At 78.4% G+C, this 559-nt stretch carries 1 protein-coding gene; it reads left to right on the top strand.

What is annotated here, in order from left to right:
• Positions 1–559 (top strand): hypothetical protein (locus tag HW577_RS26255; protein WP_198378994.1); only part of this gene is annotated, 559 nt, incomplete at both ends.

The following is a 559-nucleotide window of genomic DNA, read 5'->3' as shown; positions in this document are numbered from 1 at the left end:
CAGCCTGCTGCCCGAAAGCCTCGGCCGGGCGGTCACGCTCGGCGGCGCGGGGGCCGGCACCCTCGCGCTCGACGCGGCGGAAATCGCGCGCCTCGGCGGCGACGGGGCGGTCACCGCGCGGCTGCGCATCGGCGCCGACGGCACGCTGCGCAGCGCGGGGGACATCCGCATCGTCGGCAATGTCGCGCTGCGCGACGCCGGCGGCGACCGGGTGCGGCAACTCGACCTCGTGGCGGGTGGCGCTGTCGTGCAGAGCGGCGGCGTGATCGACGTCGCGACGCTGACGGGCACCGCGCAGGGCGATTTCCGCGCCGATGGCGCGAACCGCATCGACGCCTTCGCCGGCATCACCGCCGGGCGGCTGGCGGCCGGCGGCACCGTGCCCGCCGATGTCGCGCTGCGCAGCGTGGTCGATGCGCGCCTCGCGGGGATCGACGCGACGCGCGACCTGACCGTGACCGGCGGCGGCACGCTGACGGCGGCCCCCGTGACGGTGGCGACCGATGCCGGCCCGGCGACGTCCGCGGCGACGCTCGGTGCCGGCGCGCGGCTCAACCTG

The sequence above is a fragment of the Neoroseomonas rubea genome, from assembly GCF_016106015.1.
Lineage (GTDB): Bacteria > Pseudomonadota > Alphaproteobacteria > Acetobacterales > Acetobacteraceae > Neoroseomonas > Neoroseomonas rubea.
This window is presented reverse-complemented; position numbering and strand designations above follow the sequence as displayed.